This window comes from Methanogenium organophilum (genome assembly GCF_026684035.1).
GTDB classification, from domain to species: Archaea; Halobacteriota; Methanomicrobia; order Methanomicrobiales; family Methanomicrobiaceae; genus Methanogenium; species Methanogenium organophilum.
The window spans coordinates 2,236,240-2,256,436 of the sequence record NZ_CP113361.1 but is presented as its reverse complement, the minus strand read 5'-3'; the positions used below and the strand labels follow the sequence as shown (position 1 = coordinate 2,256,436).

Sequence of the window (20,197 nt, the reverse complement as noted above, 5' to 3'; positions counted from 1 at the left end):
AAGGTGCATTTTAATGTTTACAATTAGTCACTGTACAATTGTTCTTTTAATTATTTTTTTAATCATATTAAATGTCCAACAAATATATGATGACCACTGACTCAATTAAGTATAGCGATTACATTGAAATAGGATACTGACAACCCTTATGACAGAATATATTATCGAGGTTCCATATTATGGGAAAGATTAAAATTGCAATTGTTGGTATAGGAAATTGTGCGTCCTCTTTAATTCAAGGTATATATTATTATAGGCACGTAAATGAACGCAGTGGTTTAATTCCAGGTATTCTTCATAACGAGATCGGTGGCTATAAGATATCAGATATTGAATGTGTGGCAGCTTTCGATATAAATAGAAATAAAATTGGAAAAGATGTTTCCGAAGCCATATTTTCATGTCCCAATAATGCAGTAAAATTTGCAGATGTCCCGAAAATGAATGTAAATGTTAAAAAAGGGCCACAATTTGATGGAGTTGGTGAAGAACTAAAAAGAATCATCGATATTGATTATGAATCAAACAATGTTGATATTAAAGATGAATTAGTTAAATCGAAAGCGGATATTTTAATTAATTTTTTACCAACAGGAAGTGTAAAAGCAACAGAATTTTATGCAAAACAAGCATTAGATGCAAATTGTTGTTTTATTAATGCAATACCAGTATTTATTGCATCAAATCAGGAATGGAGTGATAAGTTTAAGGAAAAAAATTTACCATTAGTTGGTGATGATGTTAAATCCCAGATTGGTGCTACAATTTTACATCGAACAATTATTGAAATTCTAGTAAGACGTGGAGTTTTTATAAATAAAAGTTACCAATCCAATATTGGAGGTAATGCTGATTTTATCAATCTGACAGAAACAAAAAGATTGAAATGCAAGAGAATTTCGAAAATTGATGCAATAGAGAGCCTTGTTCCGTATGACAGTAATGTTGTATTTAATGATCCAGAATATTCTTCTGAATTACATGACACTAAGAAGTGCAATATAAAAATATTTGGTCGCAATTTTGGAGATTTGCCAATAAAAATAAATTTAGATTTGGAAGTTCAGGACTCGCCAAATTCAGCAGGAATAATGGTTGATGTTATTAGAGGTGTACAATTGGCAAGAGATAATAATAGGTCGGGTTCTATAAATGAAATTTCATCATTATTTTTCAAACATCCAGAAATACAAATAGCTGATTTTGAAGCGCATGACAATTTTGAAAAATTTATAAATAGTTAATTTTATTAAACGGAGAGTTTAAGGAAAAAATGTTTAATTATGGATAATGAATCAAAGCAAGAAAAAAGTACAATTCAATTAGATGAAAATTTAATGAATAATGATTATTTTCAAAATGATTTAATAAAAAATAACTCAAAAATTGTGGATATTTCACAAAAAAATTATAATGATTATAGATTATCGTATGACTATTACGTTCATCTTCGGAATGTGGAACATAAATTGTTAATGTCAAGGACTTCAGTGTTTATATTTTTAAATAGTGCATTGTTAGGAATTAATTTTTCTTTAATGAGAGAGTTTACATTTTCATTAAAACAAATAATTATTATATTTGTATTTTCATTATTTGGACTAATTATATCTTATTTTTTTTTAAGAATTTTACAATCAGGATATTTTTGGACAACTTTTTGGGAAACAAAATTACAAAATATCGAAGAAAATATATATACTAAAGATAATGGAAACCAGAATATTTTTAGAAAACATCCTTCTTATGTTAAAGATAAATCAGAAGTGCCTGAAATGGAAAATATTGACATTGAATATATTTCAGGAAGAAAAACAATGATGCAATTGAGTTACTTTTTTATCATTATCTGGGGATTTTTACTCTTTTTGGCTATTCTGCTATTTTACTCCATATTTAATTATTCATCAATTAAGCTTATTCTATCAGTATTAAACAATACATACAATATATTTATTTAATACAATTAGTTATTATTTATAGATCAATTTTAGTTATTTGCATTCTGATAATGGCTTATTTCTCGTAAAAACATAACGAGTCTGGATCAAATATAGGTAAATTTCGACTAAATTATAAATTTGCGAATTAATCGATTGATATACTTGCGTTTGTCATGTTATTTCAAAGATATGTCAAAATACAAATATGTTACCCTTTTATGGTAAAACGGTAACTACCCCCTACATTTTAAGCCCACCATCCAATTTTTCCATGCGCCCATGAGGTTCACCTTCTTACTTATTTACCGTTATAACAAAATGGTAACCATGTTTTTATTAAAAGCAGACACCAGAATACTGACACCTGGAGAATACCTCAAAATTCGGAATGAATTGAGCAGACAGCACAAGATCTATTTTGATGGCCTGATGTTTACAGGAATGCGATATGAAGAATTTTTACGCTTTTTAGATAAGCCGCAGTGGTTTGACCCTGAACGTTCAGCTATCCATCTCCCACGAGAGGCATCATTGAAAAAGAAACGGACACAGCCAGAACGTTATATTCAATTGTCAAACTATGCACTCCCAGTCATTGAACGACTCTTTGATCAGGAACTCCCGAAGTTGAGCCGACAGGGCTGGAGAAAGGCCCTCCTGAAGGCCGCTGAGAGGGCTGAGATGTTGACAGATGGTATAACACCTAAAATGACACGAAAGACTTGGGAGTCATGGCTGGTGTGCTGCTACCCGGCTCTGACGATGCAGATAGCACTGTCACAGGGTCATACAAACATAACTGCTATGAACCATTATCTGAATATTTCATTCAGTGCGTCTGAAAAAGAAGATATGAAAAAGTTTGTGAATGGATTTGGGGGCATTTCAATATGATATAAACAATTTTTACAAACATATAGCAGCAACAAACAAAATGAATGAATATAAAATATTATTGTAGTATTTATACATATAAACACCAATATTGTGGAATTATCTACATTTTAATGATCTATCCATTTTCAAATAGTGAATATATTTTATTCTTTACTTCATCAAGATCTGATAATTGATCACATTCATCCATTTCTTTGACGATTTTCTCCAATCGTTCGGCATACCATGACAAACTATCAATTCCTGATATAAGATTATTTTTACTATCAAAAGTGTCCACTATTCTACCACTTCTAAAGGTATAAGCAAGCATCTGTAATACAGCCCTTAAATCATTGTAGAGATCATTGTTCCAATAATTCCTCTCACCATATTCGACTATTGCTGTTTCAATAGCAAATGAGGAAATAACAAAATGATAATTGTCTCTGATATGTTTACATATTCTAATGATATTTGTAAAATTGTTCTTCCCCTTTGCTACTTTTTTTAGGCGTTCAATATCATTATGAGGGGCAGTTAGTATCCATCCATTACCTTTATCCCCTTTTGGGATATTATAAAATATATCTCCATTATTAGTATTTTTGAATATTCCAGCGGGAATTAAGTCAATTTTCAGATTTTTTGATTTTATGGTTGCCGTAATCGCTTGTCCATTCCGAATGGGTGTTTCAACCCCAAATTTCCCCGTTGCAGACTCAACGATCTCCTTGAGCCAGTTCAGTGTCTTTATGGGACTTACCCCAGAACCATCCGATTTCAAATAAGATGAATCATATTTATGGTTTGGATTTGAATTTCCCAACCCATTGCCGATCAAAACATCATTCTGTTTAAATTGACCGGTATTGGAATCAATAATGACCAATACATCAAATTCATCCACCGACCTCACTTTAGTGCCTTTAAAATAGCTACCAAAATATAGTAAATTCCGCTCAGAAAATAGCACCGGTTGTTCTGTACGTTGCCGAATTTCTTTTTTTACAAGCTCAAGAAACCATTCACGACTTTTAACAGCAGATGATATGTCACTCTGAGAAAGCCTAATTTCCTCTTTAATATAGCAATCTATAGCCTGTGAAACCAGCGTCATCATTGTACCTCCTGTAAATCTTTTTCAGAGTAAATCTCCTCACCTTCATTTATGCCATTGCGAGCATTTTCATAATCCTTCCTAGATGTAGAAAGAGACACAGCATCCGTGGTAATCTGGTCATACTCCTCTGCAAAAGTTTCGATTTGCTTAGTGAGATCATCTTTTGACATGTTTCCATCAATATAATATTTTTTCATTCTTGAGCATTTGTTGGCCAAATGTAAATAATTAATAGCAACCATCTTGTGTTTTTGCGCTATGCACGAATAGTTAAAAAATGCCTGAACAGTTACAAATATTGTAGCTGTTATGCCAAGTAAACTAACAATTATTCCTGAAACACGAATATCAGATGTAATTGTATAGAATAGATTTGATGCAATAACTACATTCAAAATTATAAGTAATATCCCAATAACTGTATTATATTGTTCTTTTCGGTCAGCTGCATTGAAATGTTTCTTTTTACCTAATATAGCATCAGATCTTATTTGTTCTAAAGCCGTGACAAACATTTCTTCACTCATATAATATTAAACAAACACCATTTGACATATTTATTTCGCTTCTATACAATCATAAAAAAATAATTCTTGCATAATCATTTTCATAAATTACTTCCATTATTTCAATAATTGACATCCATGAGAAAAATCAAAATTTTTTGCAATATCGATAAAATTTACAATCAATAATAAGCATCCAGAATGAACAAAGCCCATATATTAAATTTACAATCACTGCCTTTCTTGGGGATAATGCTGATAACAGTTAATGTCTATTTTGAACTTGACGGTTCCTACAGAAATGTCCATCGGTATAGTCAACGACATCCTTTAATTTGCGAATTCCACGGGATTCAAAATTATTTCGAACAATAAACCATTATACATGATCTACATTTGTCCGATGCTTATCGTGTAAGACCACCCATCCCCATCTACACTTCCCAAAAATACCCACCAGAATCTCACATACCCCAGTGTAATGTACATTTTTGTACACCAATCTATCCAATATTTTCCACCGAATTATTTCTACTAGATCAAGTGCCTAGCATCCCACACTACCAACATGAAAATGACATCACCACCAAACCCTCGGTTAAATGTGCACGAGAGAGTTTTTCCTGAACTTTTTCCGGCCTGCAATTTTCGTGTCGATCAATATTGATGACGTCAAAACCACTACCCCCATGTTGATCTGAGGACACTCACCCGATCAACAATACAAAGAAATCACACAACTCTATGTCAAATTGCTACAGACCCCATATCGGCCGCCATTCGGATCAACAAAAAAATGTTTCACTATATAAACAAAGACCATATTTCTGCAAGAAGTGTGTCCACAAATAACAATTCAAGATCCTGCAATAATTTCAAATATTATTAAAGATACTTGTACTGTTAAGGGTTGACGATTCAAAACGGAAGGTAAATTGGGGTCAGAACCCCGATTCCCGAAGCCTCAGGCGAGAGTTGAACTCGCGACCTCGTCCTTACCAAGGACGCGCTATGCCACTAAGCCACTGAGGCACCACCTTAGAAGTGCACTACAGAGTTGATTTCAGACATATAAAATGATATTGAAATTGTTCTCAGAATCCACTATTCACACCCCTGTTTTGGACTCTGAAATGCCCCCGTGCGCAGAAATATGCCCGTATATTCACGAAATGAGTGTCAAAATCCAAAACGTTTAAGTGTGGCAAGGCTTTCCCTGACAGCCTCCACAGACCGGACTTCCAGAACCGGTTCAACCTTCCTCTCCGCAAGGGTACCCAAGACGGTATCCCAGTCAATCCCACCGCTTCCCACCGGAGAATGACTGTCCTCTGTTCCATCATTGTCATGGATATGGCAGTGTTCAAACGGCAGGGACAGGAAGGAATCAAGCGTCCCGGTCATAAACGCATGGCCAGTGTCAAGACAGATATTACAGTTATCGAAATACTGGTAATCTTCCGGAGTGCTAAAGAAAAAATACGGCCATTTAGGCATATTTTCCACGAAAAATGTGACCCCCGTATCATCAGCCACGGCCGCGATCTCATCGAGTGAATGCCGCAGCGCCCGCAGGGAGGAAACCTTTCCACCAGCCCATGCGCAATATCCCGGATGGATGACAACATTTGCATTCAGTTCACCTGCGATCGTCAGAGCTTCGGAAACGACCTCAACACTTGCACGACGAATCGGTTCAAGAGTACTCGCGACATTCACCCCTCGTGATGGTGCATGAAGAGAATACCGGAAAGAATACCGTTCGGGAACCTCTGGAGACTGACAGTAATGGGGACCGTCATCTATTATCTCCACAAAGTCAGTCATACCTGAAAGAATCTCAAGCGCCTCTTCGAGAGATCTTTCGTGCAGACATGACGTTGAGATACCGGTCATACCGGAGTAATATGTAGGACATCTACTAAACTAATTCCCCCGGCAGGAACTGCAAATTCATACATCACTCATTTCTGAAATTCATCCCGTCTGCAGTGTTCAATCGAATTTCATTTCCATTTCCATTTCAGAGAGAATACCTTTAAGCATGAACTATTAATATATGCGTATTACAGATTTGGAAAGATGTACAATGCCGGGCAAGGATGAAACACCCCATACCAGCCATATCACAGATCTACATGCCATGCTCCACCAGATTATCCTTGAGAGTGATCACCTGATTGTTTTCTGCACAGATGATACGGGAAAAATACTCACGTGGAACCATGCAGCAGAGATTACTACTGGTTATTCTCAGGAGGAAATCCCGGATCTGGAAACAGCGTTCCGGTATATATATCCGGATGGCACCTATCGTGCAATAATAACAACTGTCAGAGATTCATTCAAAAAAAATAAGAATAAATCTGTTTATTCCGAGACGAAGATCAAAACAAAAAATGGGCAAATTCGGTACATTTCCCTGAATACACAACAAATATCTGTAAAAAACAAACCCACACAACAACTGTTCATAACCTTAGGTGCAGATATAACACATGCCCGGCAAAATGAACGTGACGCACTACTCCTGGGCGAAATTGTCACCTCATCACATGATGCAATCGGTAGTATCAGCACGGATGGTATCATCCTTACCTGGAATAATGCAGCAGAGAATATTTTCGGTTACGGAGAGATGGACAGTATCGGCAAGCCATTCGCCCGCCATATCCCGGAAGAAAATAGAGATTACATGGCATCCATCCTCAGCGATGTTATAACAGGACAGGATTTCAAAGGCAATATTGAATGCCTTACGAAAACCAGGGATATAATTACCCTCAATGTCACATTTTCACCGATATCGGGTGAAGACGGAACAATAGAGGGCATATCAGCAATTATGCGTGATATGACACGTGAACTCTCTCTTCAACAGACAATGGAGGAATATATCACCGAAGCAACGATGCGCCTGAATCACCCTGCAGCACTGGTGGAGGGAAATCTCACATCCCTGATTGAACGAATCAGAAATGGGGAGATAGATAATGAAGAGATACTTATTGAACTACAGGTGCAAAACAAAGCATTGTCACAAATTGTTTATAATCTCAGAGAACTCTCACAGGCGGTAATTGGTCATTTCAAAGAAAGTGAAGGGGAGATCGTACCAGATACCATTCAATAAAGGGGCAGACATTTGGTGATACATCCGGGCGATCTGACAGAGGAACAGATCATATTACTCCTGTCTGAGGCGCATTCACTTAAAAAATTGAATACAGAGGTTGTGCAGAATATTACAACTGCAGGATTCCACGTAATAATGATCACCGCTAACCAGCCCTCACTTATTCTCTCAAAGATGTATTCCCGTGCCGGCATAGACCCGAAAATGGTCTATTTTATCGATGCCATAACAAACTATGCACTGGGGAAAGATGAAGAAGACAGCGATAATACACTGTTTATCAGCAATCCGGGAGACCTGACTGAAATTGGAATTTCGCTCACAAAGGCCCTGGAAAAATGCGAAAATGAAGATGTGTGTATTGTGCTGGATTCAATCAGTACCTTGCTCATCTACGTATCTTCATCGAAAATTTCAAAATTTCTTCATTACCTCACGAATAAAATCCGTTTATCCGATATCCATGGTGTGCTCTTTGCAGCAAAAAACGGACTGGACCCCGGATTTATGATTCAGCTCACCACATTTGTGGATGAAATAATTGAAGAATAGAGATTACTCCCGCATATGCACATCCATCTGCGGGAACGGGATCTCAATTCCTTCCTCACCAAACCGACGCTCAATCTCAAAATTGATGTGATCTTTTATCTCCCACGACATATTGAACCGTTTTGCCCAGATGACCATCATATAATCAAGGCTTGATGCACCGAATTCCAGGAAATAAACGCTGGGTGCAGGATCGGTCAGAATATAGGGAGTATTTATTGCTGCGTCCCGGGAAATCTCCAGAAGAATTTCTTTTACGCGGTGAATATCGCTCCCATACGCAACAGAAACAGGAATCTTCACCTTCAGTTTGACATCCGGCATTGCATAATTGGTGACGACACTGTTTGCAATCTTTGAATTCGGAATCGTCAGGAGCTGATAGTCAAGGGTTTTTATCCTCGTACTTCGCGGCCCGACACTCTCCACATCACCGAGATAACCATCTATTTTCACACGGTCACCGATGACAAAAGGTTTGTCGACCACAATGAGGGCACCGCCAAAGAAATTTGAGATCAGGTCTTGTGCTGCAAGGGCAACCGCCAACCCAAAAACTCCTCCTGCGGCAATGAGTGGGGTAATATCAATTTCCAGGTATGACAGAACAATGAGAACCGCAATAAACCAGATGATATACCTCGCTGCAATCTCAAGAATTCGGATTATTTTGTCATCAAGTTCACTCTCGGTTTTGGCAGAGAGCCACTGTCCATACAGTTTAATGAAATTTTCAACAAATATTGAGACAACCCATGCACCCAGAAGAATGTACACCGAATTCAGATATTTGCCCTCGATAATCCATGCATGTTCCTCAGGGATCGGAACATACCCCAACGCGAGGAAGAAAGAAAATACCAATATTCCTGCAATAATGGGTTTTCCAATCGAGAGCACAAGAATATCATCAAATTGGGATTCGGTAATATCAGCCCTCTGCTGCAACCATTTAAACACCTGTGCGGTAATATAGGCTGCAACAATCCCGATGAGGATAATCCCTGCTGCAATCCAGATATCAGACATATTAGGTAATCTTTTTTGTAGACAATATAAAAATAATGACTAGTATGCCAGGTGGAACAGATATTCTCAACGCGCTCAAAAAAGAGATGGACAAACCATATACATTCATGCACATCTGCGGAACGCATGAGGCAGCAATTGCTCATTCAGGCCTGCGGAGTATTTTGCCGGACAATCTCAAAATTGTCATGGGACCTGGTTGTCCGGTGTGCATCACTCCCCAGGGAGAAATCGATGCTGCAATTGACCTCGCAGAAAAAGACTGCATCATCGCAACGTACGGGGATTTGATGCGGGTACCCGGTACAAAAGGTGCACTTGATTCAATTGGTAAGGACGTCAGAGTCGTACAGGGTGTGCACAAGGCAGTTGAAATAGCAGAGAAGACCGACCAGGAGGTCGTCTTCATCTCTGTCGGATTTGAGACAACAGCCCCCACCGTTGCTGCCACCATTCTGCAGGAGCCGCCGGAAAATTTCAGTATCCTCAGCTGTCACCGGTTTGTTCCGCCCGCGATGAAGTACCTCTTAGAACAGGGTGAAGCAAAACTGGACGGATTTCTTCTGCCCGGCCATGTCTGTGTGGTTGCCGGATACCAGGAATATGAACAGTTTCCGGTGCCCCAGGTTGTCGGCGGGTTTGAACCGGAAGATATCCTGCTCGGCCTCCTGATGCTGGTAAAACAGGTCAAAGAAGGCCGCGCAGAAGTTGAAAACGCATATCCACGTGCAGTCTCACGGGAAGGCAACCCAAAAGCAATGCATATGATGTATGAGGTCTTTGAGCCCTGCGATGTGGAATGGCGTGGATTTCCGATTATTCCAAATTCCGGTCTCAGGCTGAAGGAGAAGTACGCCGCATATGACGCGCAGAAAAAATTCGGCATCGAGATCAAACATGTTGAGAAGCATTCTTCCTGTATCTGCGACAAGGTGCTTCGCGGTGTGGCAGACCCCACCGACTGCAAACTCTTTGGAAAGGTCTGTACTCCAAGAAAACCCGTCGGGCCATGTATGGTCAGCCATGAAGGAGCCTGTAAAATCTGGGCGCTCTATAACCAGAAAAAATACTAAACCGGGAAAAAACCACCACAAACAACAGTAAAACCATTAAAAACAGCAATTAAAACAACAATTCCACCGGATTTCCCTCACCATAGGGAAATCCCTTAATATCATAGAGATGAATAGTATAGAGCAGGTCCCGATAGGGTAGTGGATATCCTGGAAGCCTCCGGAGCTTTCGACCCGGGTTCAAGTCCCGGTCGGGGCGTCGAAACGGAGGGTTATGTTCCCTCCTTCCTTTATTATTATGTTATTTTGCGCTGTATTTCTAAATTGAAGACATTAATGGTTTCATTCTAAAAACGAGAGGAGTATTCTTTTCTGATTACATTGTTGTGTGCGCGTCGAGTTCAAATCCCTATAGCAGCAACATAACGGTCGGTTAGTGTTCCAATTTTGAAATGGCCGATTTTAGGGAATTATTTTTGAGATGGGTTTTCTCCAAAAATGGTATAAAACGATATTCCATGCCGGATGCAACCCATTGCCACCATTGCCACTAGTGCACCGCACCGATGTACCGCACGTATGTCTCACCGAAAAGAGTAAATACCGAAACAGCACCTAGTCTTCGCAAAGCATCATCCATCAATAGGGAGTACCCAATAACAGCGTACTTGATTTTTACATCCCACCAAATTGCTAATTTATACCCTCATTTTCTCCTGGGAATGGAGCTTTGTCAGCACTTTGCGAGATGGACCAATGCAGAAAGCCCCGCTCATAGGTAAAGGTCACACACCGCCGGGAGACTCCCAAGGACAGACACAGGGAGGTAAGGAGAGAGTGGCTCCTGCGGAGCATAAGTCCGTCATCCCCTCGATTTCTCTCCCCAAAGGTGGAGGCGCTATTCGAGGGATTGGTGAGAAGTTCGCCGCCAACCCCGTAACCGGCACTGGATCGATGTCGGTGCCGATCGCTACAAGCTCCGGGCGCTCTGGCTTCGGCCCGCAACTCTCTCTTTCCTATGACTCAGGCTCAGGCAATGGGGCGTTTGGATTTGGCTGGAGCCTCTCGCTGCCGTCCATCACTCGCAAGACGGACAAGGGCCTGCCCCAATACCAGGACGCGGAGGACTCTGACGTCTTCATTCTCTCTGGCGCCGAGGACTTGGTGCCGCTTCTCGTTCAGAACGCACAGGGGGAATGGGAGCGAGAGAGCCTGCCCGTACGAACCGTGAATGGCCTCACATATCAGGTTCGTCGCTATCGCCCACGGATCGAGGGGCTCTTTGCACGCATCGAGCGCTGGACGAACACCCTTGATGCGACCGACGTCTTTTGGCGCTCCATTTCCAAAGACAACATCACCAGCTGGTATGGCAAGACGCCCGAGAGCCGTATATCTGATCCTGACTACCCTGGCCACATCTTCAGTTGGCTGATCTGCCAGAGCCACGATGACAAGGGAAACGTCATCGTCTATGGCTACAAACGCGAAGACTCCGCTCGAATCTTCGAGGACACCCTCGGCAATGCTCTTGTCAAAGCTCACGAACACAACAGGACGACGAGCTCGCGTTCGGCGCAGCGCTACCTCAAACACATCCGCTATGGCCACCGTGCACCCTACTTCCCGGTGCTCAAAGACGATGCCCCTTGGCCAGAGCCTCAGGATACCACTGCGCCAGACGGAAGCAACTTCTGGCTTTTCGAGGTCGTTTTCGACTATGGCGAGCACGACGCCAACGCACCGGCGCCTAGCGAGACTGGCAAATGGCCGGCACGCAGCGATCCGTTTTCCTTCTACCGTGCCGGCTTTGAGGTCCGCACGTATCGGACCTGCCAGCGCGTTCTGATGTTTCATCACTTCCCTGGGGAGATGGGCGTGGGGCGGGATTGTCTCGTGCGTTCCACGGATTTCAAGTACTCGGATGAAGTGGACCCCACCGACGTCCGCAACCCGGTCTACACCTTTCTACGTTCTGTCACACAGACCGGCTATCGTCGTAACAACGGCGGCTACGACTCGCGCAGTCTCCCGCCCGTCGAATTCGAGTACACTGAGCCCACTGTGCAGAACACGGTGGAGCAGGTTGATCCGTCGAGCCTGGAGAACCTCCCCATCGGTCTGGATGGCAGCTCCTACCGCTGGGCCGACCTGCACGGCGAGGGCATTCCCGGCATCCTCACCGAGCAGGCAGGCGCCTGGTTCTACAAGCGCAACCTCAGCCCCATCCCGGACAAGATGCCCGAGGAGCGGGAATTAGTGAAGGTAAAGTTCGCCTCTCTCGAAATGGTCACCCTCAAGCCCAATATTGCCCTGAGTGGCGGCGGAGAGTTCATGGATCTGGCCGGCGACGGTCAACCCGACGTCGTCGTCATGGAGGGGCCGACGCCCGGATTATATGAACATGACGAGGCCGAAGGCTGGCAGTCCTTCCGCCCCTTCACCTCGCGCCTGAACCTCGACACGCGTGATCCGAACGTAAAGTTCGTCGATCTGGACGGCAACGGCCACGCTGATGTGCTGATCACCGAAGATGACGTCCTCGTCTGGCACGCCTCGCTCGCCGAAGAGGGGTTTGGTCCGTCGCAACGCGTCGCGCAAGCCATCGACGAAGAGAAAGGCCCGCGTGTTGTCTTCACCGACGGCACGCAATCCGTCTACTTGGCCGACCTCTCCGGCGATGGTCTGACCGACATCGCCCGCATCCGCAACGGCGAAGTCTGCTACTGGCCCAATCTCGGCTACGCCCGCTTCGGCGCCAAGGTCACGATGGACCGCACACCCTGGTTCGACAATCCGGACCAGTTCGACCAAAAACGCATCCGCTTGGCCGACATCGACGGCAGCGGCACCACCGATATCATCTATCTGCACCGTGACGGCGTGCGCCTATTCTTCAACCAGTCAGGGAACAGCTGGAGCAAGCCCCAGCAGTTGAAGGTGTTCCCGCGTATCGACGAAGTGTTGAGCATCGTGCCGATCGACCTGCTCGGCAACGGCACGGCCTGCCTGGTCTGGTCGTCACCTTTGCCGGGCGATGCACGTCAGCAGATGCGCTACGTCAACTTAATAGGCGGCCAGAAGCCGCACCTCTTAGTAAAGACCATCAACAACCTCGGCGCCGAAACCCGCGTCGACTACGCCCCATCGACAAAGTTCTATCTGCTCGACAAGCGCGACGGCAAACCCTGGATCACGCGGCTGCCTTTTCCGGTGCACGTGGTGGAGAAGGTCACGACCTCTGATCACATCAGCCGGAACCGCTTTGTCACCCGCTACGCCTATCACCACGGGTACTTTGATGGCGAAGAGCGCGAGTTCCGCGGCTTCGGGATGGTCGAGCAGTGGGATACCGAGGAGTTTGCGACGCTTGCCGGCGGCAATGTACCGGCAGACAACATCGCCCCAGAGTCGCACGTACCGCCGGTGCATACCAAAACCTGGTTCCACACGGGCTTATACCTCGGCCGCAACCACGTCTCCGACTACTTCGCAGGCCTGCTGAACGTCGCGGACAAAGGCGAGTACTTCCGCGAGCCCGGCCTCACCGATGCGGAAGCCCGAGATTTGCTGCTACCGGACACGGTTCTCCCCAACGGCCTGACCGTGAAAGAAGAGCACGAAGCCTGCCGTGCCCTCAGGGGCTCGATGCTGCGCCAGGAGGTCTATGCCGATGACACTGGTTTCGGCTCAACGCCCGGGCAGATCCAGCGTGCCGGGACACCCTACACTGTCACCGAACAGAATTTCACGATCCGGACCCTCCAGCCCCGATCTGACAACCGCCACGCCGTCTTCTTCACCCATGCACGTGAGGCGATCAGCTACCACTACGAGCGGAACCCCGAGGACCCGCGCATTCAGCACGCGCTGACGCTGGAGGTCGATGCTTTTGGCAACGTGCTCAAGCAGGCGGCCGTTGGTTATGGGCGGCGCGAGCAGATCCATGTTGTCGACGAACAGGGAAACGTGCAGCAGGTGCCGAACCCAGGTCTGACCGGGCTCGATGCCACCGATCAAGCGAAGCAAACAACCCCACTGCTCACCTATACCGAAAACCGCGTCACCAACACTATTGAGACATCGGACACCTACCGCACCCCGCTGCCCTGCGAGGCGTTGACCTTCGAGTTGACGGGCTACATGCCCACAGGAGCCGCTGGCCGGTTTCAGGCCTCAGATCTGGCCGAGCCGGATCCCATGGCTGCAGGCCGGCTGCGCCACAAGTTCACAGACCAGGTACCTTACGAGGCCGCGGCCACAGACAACCCCTGTCGCCGCCCTATCGAGTGGCTGCGGACGCTTTACCGGCGCGACGATCTGAGCGGACTGCTGCCGCTCGGTGAGTTGCACTCACTCGCCCTGTCCGGTGAAAGCTACAAGCTCGCCTTTACACCCGGATTGCTGACCCAGGTCTTCCAGCGACCCCGTTCGGGTCAACCAGCCGAGCCCCTGCTGCCCGACCCGGCAGCTGTGCTCGGCGGCCAGGGTGGGAACCGGGGCGGCTACCTGCAAAGCCAGGCGCTCAAGGCCGACGGACGCTTCCCCGAAACCGATGCCGATGATCATTGGTGGATCCCATCGGGTCAGTCGTTCTTCACCACCAACCCGCTCGATGCTGCATCCACTGAACTGGCACAGGCGCGGCAGCATTTCTTCTTGCCGCGACGCTACCGCGACCCCTTCGGTCAGGACGCTTTCGTCGACTTCGACGCGGACGACCTGCTGATGACGGAAACACGTGATGCTCGCGGCAACCGGGTGACGGTGGACGCAAACGACTACCGTGTCATGCAGCCGCGCCTCGTCAGTGACCCGAACCACAACCGGACCGATGTGGCCTTCGATACGCTCGGCATGGTGGTGGGCACCGCCGTCATGGGGAAGCCATTGCCAGCCCCTGTGGAAGGTGACTCCCTGACCGGTTTCGTTGCCGACATCACACAGGCCCAGCTCGACAACTTCTTCAACGCCGCCGGTCCGCACACCATTGCTCCAGGCCTACTGCGAGACGCCACGACGCGTATCGTCTACGACCTCGACCGCTTCCGCCGCACCCGGCAGGCCCATCCCGACGACCCGACCCGGTGGCAACCGGCGTGCGCCGCAACAATCGCCCGTGAAACCCACGCGACCGCCCCATTGCCCCCACAGGGGTTGAAGTTCCAGCTCAGCTTCAGCTACTCCGATGGCTTTGGCCGCGAGATCCAGAAGAAGATCCAGGCCGAGCCGGGGCCGCTGGACGTCAACGACCCGCAATCGCCCACCGTCAGTCCCCGCTGGGTGGGCAGCGGCTGGACCATCTTCAACAACAAGGGCAAGCCTGTCCGCCAGTTCGAGCCCTTCTTCAGCGCCACGCATGATTACGAATTCGGCGTAACGGTCGGCGTCAGCCCGGTACTGTTCTATGACCCGGCCGAGCGCGTCATCGCCACCCTGCACCCGAATCACACCTACGAGAAAATAGTGTTCGATCCCTGGCAGCAGACCACCTACGACGTCAATGACACCTGTGCGCCGCGGAATCAGCAGACCGGCGACCCGCGCACTGATCCCGACATCCAGGGCTACGTGGCCGAATACTTCAAGACGCAGCCCGCAACCTGGCAGACCTGGCACACGCAACGCATCGGCGGCGCCATGGGAACTCACGAGCGCGACGCAGCCCAGCGAGCTGCCGCTCACGCCGACACGCCGACCACGGCGCATTTTGATGCCCTTGGTCGACCGTTCCTGACCGTGGTGCGCAATCGCGTCGTCTGTCCCGGTCACGACCTCGACGGCACCGAAGACAGCTTCGCCACCCGCGTGGAGCTCGACATCGAAGGCAACCAGCGCATCGTGAGCGACGAGCGCAAACTGCCCGTTAACCACCAGCCGAACGGTGCAACCGAGCAGCGCATCGTCATGCGCTACACCTACGACATGCTCGGCAACCGCATCCACCAGCTCAGTATGGAAGCGGGCGCCCGCTGGATGCTCAACGACGTGGCCGGCAAGCCCATCCGCGCCTGGGACAGCCGCGGCCACACCTTCACCACCACCTACGATGCGCTGCGTCGCCCCGTCGAGCAAACCGTCCGCGGTACCACTGCGGAGTCCGATCCGCGTACGCTCAACCGCGATGTCCTGGTCGACAAGATCGAGTACGGTGAAGGCGTCGCCAACGCTGAAATGCTCAACCTGCGCACCCGCATCTACCGCCACTTCGATTCCGCGGGCGTCGCCACCAATGCCCGGCTCGACGCCAACAGCAGCCTGAGCGAGGCCTATGATTTCAAGGGCAACTTGCTGTGCAGCACGCGGCGGCTCGCCCGCAACTACACGGCCGTCCCGGACTGGTTGCTGCCAGCGGAGCCACAACTGGAAGCCGAATTCTTTGAGGGCAGCACCCGCTACGACGCGCTCAACCGCCCGATCCAGTCCGTGGCGCCGCACAGTAGCTTAACCCGCACCCAATGCCCGAACAGAATCAATGTCATCCAGCCAGTCTTCAACGAGGCGAACCTGTTGGAGCGGCTGGACGTGTGGCTGGAACACGCTGCAGAACCCAGCAAGCTGCTCGACCCCGTCGCCGAGACGCCGTCACCAGTCGGCGTCGCCAACATCGATTACGACGCTAAGGGCCAGCGCCTGTGCATCGACTACAAGAACGGCTCGACCACCCGTTACCGTTACGAACCCGAGACCTTTCGGTTGGTCCATCTCTATACGCGGCGCGGAGCGGCTTTCGCCGAAGACTGCGACAACCCGACTCCGCCCCCACCCACCATCGCAGCGCCGGAGATCCCGCCTCAGGGCAAGGCCTGTGGCCTGCAGAACCTGCACTACACCTACGATCCCGCCGGCAACATCACGTACATCCTAGACGACGCACAGCAGACCATCTACTTCAGGAACAAGCGCGTCGAGCCGAGCAACGACTACTTCTACGACGCGCTCTACCGGCTGATCCAGGCCGCCGGACGCGAGCACCTCGGACAGAACGGTGAACCAGTACCACACAGCCACAACGACGCAGATCATACCGCCCGCCAGCATCCCAACGATGGCAAGGCCATGGGGCGCTACATAGAGCGCTATGTCTACGATGCCGTCGGCAACTTCCTGCAGATGCAGCACCGGGGCAGCGACCCGGCTCATGCCGGCTGGAAACGCGTTTACGACTATGTAGAGCCCAGTCTGATTGAAGATGGCAGCGGTGGCGCATCAATAAAGGCCAGTAATCGCCTCACCCGCACCACGCTCCATCCCAACAGTGCCAACCCACAGGTTGAGTCATACCAGCACGATGCTCACGGTAACATGGTGCGCATGCCACACCTGGGTGGTGGGCTCCCCGGGGCGAACATGCACTGGGACTACAAGGACCAGTTGCGGCAGACCGACTTGGGTGGCGGCGGCACGGCCTTTTACGCCTACGACACATCGGGCCAACGCGTGCGCAAGGTGTGGGAGAAGGCGCCGGGACTCACTGTAGAGCGTGTCTACCTCGGCGACTTCGAGATCTTCCGCAGGCACGATGGCCCGATCGGTGCTAACACCGCCACGCTGGAGCGGGAGACGCTGCATGTGATGGACGACAAGCAGCGCATCGCCCTGGTGGAGACCCGCACGCTCGACACGGCGGACAACGACCGAGCGCCACGGCAACTGATCCGCTACCAGTTCGGCAACCACCTCGGCTCGGCCAGCCTGGAGCTGGATGAACAGGCCAAGGTCATCTCCTACGAGGAGTATGCACCGTACGGCAGCTCGACCTACCAAGCCGTGCGCAGCCAGACCGAGACACCGAAGAGGTATCGATATACGGGGAAGGAGCGGGATGAAGATAGTGGGTTATATTATCACGGGGCGAGGTATTACGCGCCGTGGCTGGGGGTGTGGATCTCAACTGACCCCGTCGGTTTAAGGGATGGGAAGAATATCTATGCGTATGTTAGCGGGAATCCTGTGCGGAAGGTTGATCCAACGGGCACTCAGGATGTCAGCGAAATCGCTGACGAAGCCATAGAAAGACTGGAACAGCTCGAACAGCCCTTTGAGCAGCAAGGAAAAGTAGGTTTGAGACAGGTGGCATTAACGATGGATATCGACGAACCGAATCCCGTTGGCCAGAAAATCATCTCGCCCGCAGAAGCGCGCGCAAGGGCATTAGATCCGAATAACCGACAGTTTCTCGATCCTTTGACTAATCGTCAGACCAAGCACCTTGGCGTCGAACCAGGTGGTGCACCCCCCAAGCCGCAGGCGCCAGTTTCGGTGACACAGAACCCGAACGCTCTTCTGAACCGTAGATTCAGCGAGATCACGGAGATGCAGGAAATCTTCGACGAGGCGCTTGCGAAGATAAAGGACCCTAACAGGCTATCACCAACCGAGCTCAAGAATCGAATCAACAAAAATGTCTGGGAGATCATAAAAACCGGAAAGAGTGAATCTGCGGCGAAAGTAAGGGCAGCACTCGAGAAACTCGGCTTCGAAAACATTAAAGGTCGTGGTTATGTAATGAAGGCGGTCGAAGTGCCGCCGCAAGCCGAAGCTTCAGCCAAAATAAGGGCTGGTGGAAGGCCATACCAGTTTGTGAAGTGGGGAGGACGTCTTCTGCTGGTCGTCAGCATCAGCCTCGATGCCGTCGATGTTTATTACGCAGAGAACAAAGCAAAGACCATTACAAAGAAGGTCGGTTTCTGGGCAGGCGCTTGGACAGGCGCTAAAGCAGGAGCCAAGATCGGTGGGGCCATCGCATTAGGTGCGGGTCAGGCAGGCCCTCAAGTGGCCACACCTGAAGAAGTTGTCACCGTTCCCGCCGGTGGTCTGATAGGCGGGATCATCGGTGGGATCGCTGGTGCGGTGATCAGCGGGTGGGCCGCCGGTGAAGTGACCGAAACCATCTACGAGTGGATATTCAAGAAAAGATGAAATAGCTGCAACGCTCGCAATTCTAAGCGGTGCCAATCGTGAGAGATTTATGAACTTCAACCCCCCGAAATTATTCATTGGCCTGATGGATTTCTTCTCATCCTGCTACCGGTCGCGCTGCTAACCGATCTGCTAGACGGGTGAGGTAGGCCCAGTCGTGCCGGTGATCGCTATGCCATCCTCGCTGGTGCACAAGCCTAGGCCGCCTTCCAGTTCGCGAGCTATCTCATCGGCCACCAGATATTCCTGACAGGCCCCTGGCTGGACGGAATCAACGACTGCCCTCGCGACCGGACACTTGAATCAGCTGCCGAACAGCAAAAAATGTGGGCCTGAAGTTCGCAAAATCATTTATAGATCAAAACCATTACGGGTGCGACTATGAACAAGATCGCTTATCCCTTGAATCAGGGAATGCAGGGACCGCCGGTAGCGGACCTGCACAACGCGATGCAGGTGCTGCTCGAGCGATCCTTGATTCTTGCGAACGACGAGGCCGCCCGTCGTGAGTTGGCGGCAGCACTGCGTCGGGATCGTGACCGCCAGTCCTTCAACAGAGCCACGGGAAAGCTGGTGAGCGTCTTCCAGCGGGAGTGGCGTTTGCAGCCCAGCGGTGACGTGGACCGTCCGACAGCGGATGCACTGAACAAACTGTTGCGCGAGTTGGGGCTGCTGGACCCGGAGCGCCCACCCGCCTTCCTGCTGGTGACAGGCGTCGTTCACCGTGAGGACGGAGTGCCTTTGCGAGGCACGCGGATGCAAGCCGCACATGTGACCGATCGCAGGGCAATCCGTCTGGGGGACGACAGCGCCGACGCAGAGGGCCGGACGATCGGGTCATCCCAGGTGATTCCGAATGCAAAGCCGATTGAGACCATCGACATCATCGTGCCCATCGCAGCGCCTGCCGTGGATCACCATACGATCCAGGGGGCCATTCTGCTCGAGCATGGTCTGCTGGCGGAGAAGCTCAAGCTCCGCCTGTACCGGCGTGATTTCGGCGACAAGACGACCCTTCTGAGCGAAACCACGACCGTCGGCGCAACAATGCTGAAAAGCACGAGGTTATTCAGCAAAAGGCAGTGATTGCAGTGTAA

12 protein-coding genes and 2 tRNA genes are annotated in these 20,197 nt (G+C 48.8%); 9 read left to right on the top strand and 5 right to left on the bottom strand.

All coding sequences use genetic code 11. From position 1 onward, the window contains the following. Positions 1–179 precede the first annotated feature (179 nt). The 3 genes from OU421_RS11070 (at position 180) to OU421_RS11060 (ending at position 2,837) form a co-directional block, all read left to right on the top strand. On the top strand, positions 180–1,244 hold the full coding sequence (locus OU421_RS11070; protein WP_268186151.1) for an inositol-3-phosphate synthase: 1,065 nt from the start codon (positions 180–182) through the stop codon (positions 1,242–1,244). 39 nt (positions 1,245–1,283) lie between these two features. Then, positions 1,284–1,961, top strand: coding sequence for a RipA family octameric membrane protein (locus tag OU421_RS11065; protein ID WP_268186150.1), 678 nt, complete (start codon positions 1,284–1,286; stop codon positions 1,959–1,961). Between the two features lie 300 nt (positions 1,962–2,261). Continuing rightward, on the top strand, positions 2,262–2,837 hold the full coding sequence (locus OU421_RS11060) for a site-specific integrase (RefSeq protein ID WP_268186149.1): 576 nt from the start codon (positions 2,262–2,264) through the stop codon (positions 2,835–2,837). Positions 2,838–2,955: 118 nt separating this feature from the next. Here OU421_RS11060 and OU421_RS11055 read toward each other — a convergent pair whose 3' ends face one another. From OU421_RS11055 to OU421_RS11040, 4 genes are all read right to left on the bottom strand, one after another. Continuing rightward, the gene (locus OU421_RS11055; RefSeq protein ID WP_268186148.1) at positions 2,956–3,942 is read right to left on the bottom strand and encodes a hypothetical protein; all 987 of its coding nucleotides are present in this window, start codon (positions 3,940–3,942) and stop codon (positions 2,956–2,958) included. After that, positions 3,939–4,469, bottom strand: a complete 531-nt coding sequence (locus tag OU421_RS11050; protein ID WP_268186147.1) for an SLATT domain-containing protein — start codon at positions 4,467–4,469, stop codon at positions 3,939–3,941. The genes OU421_RS11055 and OU421_RS11050 overlap by 4 nt, the downstream gene beginning before the upstream one ends. Positions 4,470–5,408: 939 nt before the next feature. After that, positions 5,409–5,480 (bottom strand) — tRNA-Thr (locus tag OU421_RS11045). Between the two features lie 147 nt (positions 5,481–5,627). After that, entirely contained in the window at positions 5,628–6,344 is a 717-nt protein-coding gene (locus OU421_RS11040) for a sugar phosphate isomerase/epimerase family protein (RefSeq protein ID WP_268186146.1), read from the bottom strand. Between the two features lie 193 nt (positions 6,345–6,537). On the opposite strand from OU421_RS11040, the gene OU421_RS11035 reads away from it, so the two are divergent. Together OU421_RS11035 and OU421_RS11030 are read left to right on the top strand one after the other, a co-directional pair. After that, a complete protein-coding gene (locus OU421_RS11035; protein WP_268186145.1) occupies positions 6,538–7,581 on the top strand; it encodes a PAS domain-containing protein in 1,044 nt (347 codons plus the stop codon). A gap of 138 nt (positions 7,582–7,719) precedes the next feature. Next, on the top strand, positions 7,720–8,136 hold the full coding sequence (locus OU421_RS11030) for a DUF7504 family protein (protein WP_268186144.1): 417 nt from the start codon (positions 7,720–7,722) through the stop codon (positions 8,134–8,136). A 3-nt stretch (positions 8,137–8,139) separates the two neighbouring features. On the opposite strand, the gene OU421_RS11025 is transcribed toward OU421_RS11030, so the two are convergent. Beyond that, complete coding sequence (locus OU421_RS11025) at positions 8,140–9,165, bottom strand: mechanosensitive ion channel family protein (RefSeq protein ID WP_268186143.1); 1,026 nt, start codon at positions 9,163–9,165, stop codon at positions 8,140–8,142. A 44-nt stretch (positions 9,166–9,209) separates the two neighbouring features. On the opposite strand from OU421_RS11025, the gene hypD reads away from it, so the two are divergent. From hypD to OU421_RS11005, 4 genes are all read left to right on the top strand, one after another. Beyond that, entirely contained in the window at positions 9,210–10,238 is a 1,029-nt protein-coding gene (hypD, locus tag OU421_RS11020; protein ID WP_268186142.1) for a hydrogenase formation protein HypD, read from the top strand. A gap of 127 nt (positions 10,239–10,365) precedes the next feature. Beyond that, a tRNA-Arg gene (locus OU421_RS11015) sits at positions 10,366–10,437 on the top strand. Positions 10,438–11,015: 578 nt separating this feature from the next. Beyond that, the gene (locus tag OU421_RS11010) at positions 11,016–19,100 is read left to right on the top strand and encodes a SpvB/TcaC N-terminal domain-containing protein (protein ID WP_268186141.1); all 8,085 of its coding nucleotides are present in this window, start codon (positions 11,016–11,018) and stop codon (positions 19,098–19,100) included. A 381-nt stretch (positions 19,101–19,481) separates the two neighbouring features. Continuing rightward, positions 19,482–20,186, top strand: coding sequence for a hypothetical protein (locus OU421_RS11005; RefSeq protein WP_268186140.1), 705 nt, complete (start codon positions 19,482–19,484; stop codon positions 20,184–20,186). Positions 20,187–20,197 lie beyond the last annotated feature (11 nt).

Coding starts and splice junctions, on each gene's coding strand:
- OU421_RS11070 (WP_268186151.1), top strand. CDS start 180: ATGGGAAAGATTAAAATTGCAATTGTTGGTATAGGAAATTGTGCGTCC.
- hypD (WP_268186142.1), top strand. CDS start 9,210: ATGCCAGGTGGAACAGATATTCTCAACGCGCTCAAAAAAGAGATGGAC.
- OU421_RS11035 (WP_268186145.1), top strand. CDS start 6,538: ATGCCGGGCAAGGATGAAACACCCCATACCAGCCATATCACAGATCTA.
- OU421_RS11005 (WP_268186140.1), top strand. CDS start 19,482: ATGAACAAGATCGCTTATCCCTTGAATCAGGGAATGCAGGGACCGCCG.
- OU421_RS11060 (WP_268186149.1), top strand. CDS start 2,262: ATGGTAACCATGTTTTTATTAAAAGCAGACACCAGAATACTGACACCT.
- OU421_RS11050 (WP_268186147.1), bottom strand. CDS start 4,469: ATGAGTGAAGAAATGTTTGTCACGGCTTTAGAACAAATAAGATCTGAT.
- OU421_RS11055 (WP_268186148.1), bottom strand. CDS start 3,942: ATGATGACGCTGGTTTCACAGGCTATAGATTGCTATATTAAAGAGGAA.
- OU421_RS11065 (WP_268186150.1), top strand. CDS start 1,284: ATGGATAATGAATCAAAGCAAGAAAAAAGTACAATTCAATTAGATGAA.
- OU421_RS11025 (WP_268186143.1), bottom strand. CDS start 9,165: ATGTCTGATATCTGGATTGCAGCAGGGATTATCCTCATCGGGATTGTT.
- OU421_RS11040 (WP_268186146.1), bottom strand. CDS start 6,344: ATGACCGGTATCTCAACGTCATGTCTGCACGAAAGATCTCTCGAAGAG.
- OU421_RS11030 (WP_268186144.1), top strand. CDS start 7,720: ATGATCACCGCTAACCAGCCCTCACTTATTCTCTCAAAGATGTATTCC.